The sequence below is a fragment of the Micrococcus sp. KRD026 genome, assembly GCF_017168445.1.
Lineage (GTDB): Bacteria > Actinomycetota > Actinomycetes > Actinomycetales > Micrococcaceae > Micrococcus > Micrococcus luteus.
On sequence record NZ_JABFBA010000043.1, the window covers coordinates 1 to 1,115 of the forward strand.

General features: G+C 67.3%; 1 protein-coding gene. It reads right to left on the minus strand.

Annotated features, from left to right (window positions below; genetic code table 11):
• On the minus strand, positions 1–1,003 hold a 1,003-nt coding region (locus tag J1M40_RS11830; RefSeq protein WP_206450816.1), incomplete at its 3' end, for an IS481 family transposase.
• Positions 1,004–1,115 lie beyond the last annotated feature (112 nt).

Consider the following 1,115-nt stretch of genomic DNA (forward strand, 5'->3'; position numbering starts at 1 on the left):
TGTAGGAGGGCATGACGTTGTTGACTCGGGCCGGTGCCAACGAGGTTGGCGGGGCGTCCCCGCAGGAGGTATGAGGCCGATGGTAGTTGTAGTGGTTCACCCACACCGCCAGGGCCTCACGCCGAGCCTGCTCTGAGGTGTAGGGGCGGGCGTAGATGACCTCATCGACCATCAGCCGGTTGTACCTCTCCACCTTCCCGTTATGGCGCGGGGTGTAGGGCCGGATCCGGTGATGCCGGCCCCCGAGCGAGACCACCTTCGCGGTGAAGTCCGCAGCCCGGTAGTTGTTTCCGTTGTCCGTGATCACCCGGTCCACGGTGATGCCGTGGGCGGCGAAGAACGCCCTCGCCCGGCAGTAGAAGCTCACGGTCGTGGCCGCCCGCTCGTCCTCCAACGCTTCGGTGTAGGCCAGCCGGGTGAACCCGTCGATCGCCGAGTGCAGGTAGGTGTAGCCGACCCGCCGGCCTGCACCACGCTTGGAAGCACGGCCTGCTTCACTTTCACGTCCGTGGGTGCGCCAACCGCCCCCGTCTGGGATCTTCCCGATCTTCTTCACATCCAGGTGCACCATGTGCCCCGGCCCTCTCGCGGTGATCTTCTGGGGTCGTTGGCGCAGGTCTTCTCCGGCCGGGGTCAGGTCCCGTAGGCGGGAGATCCCGAGTCGGTGCAGCCACCGTCCCACGGTACGAAGACACACCCGGTGGCCCTCGGAGACGAGGTGGTGATGGATGCGCCGTGCGGACCACTTGCGCTCCCGCCGCAGGGCGTGGATCTGGGCGACCAGGACCGGATCGAGCTGGGCAGGTGAACGGTGCGGCCGGCTGGGCAGGTCCTGAAGGCCGGCTTCTCCCTGGGCGCGGTAGCGGGCGACCCAGGTGGCCACCGTGGGCCGGCTCACCCGGAACTCGGCGGCCACGTGTGCCTGCGGGATCCCGTCGTGCAGGTGGCGGTGGACCATCCTGAGTCGGCCAGTGGGGGTCAGGGGTGCGTTAGCGTGAGTCATGAGTGGGTCTTCTCGGGCAGGTCGGTGGTGTAGGAACTTCCATCCTGCGGGAGAGGCCCACTCGTCTCATCTCAGCCCGTACCCCGTGGCAAGAACCTCATGACCCACAACA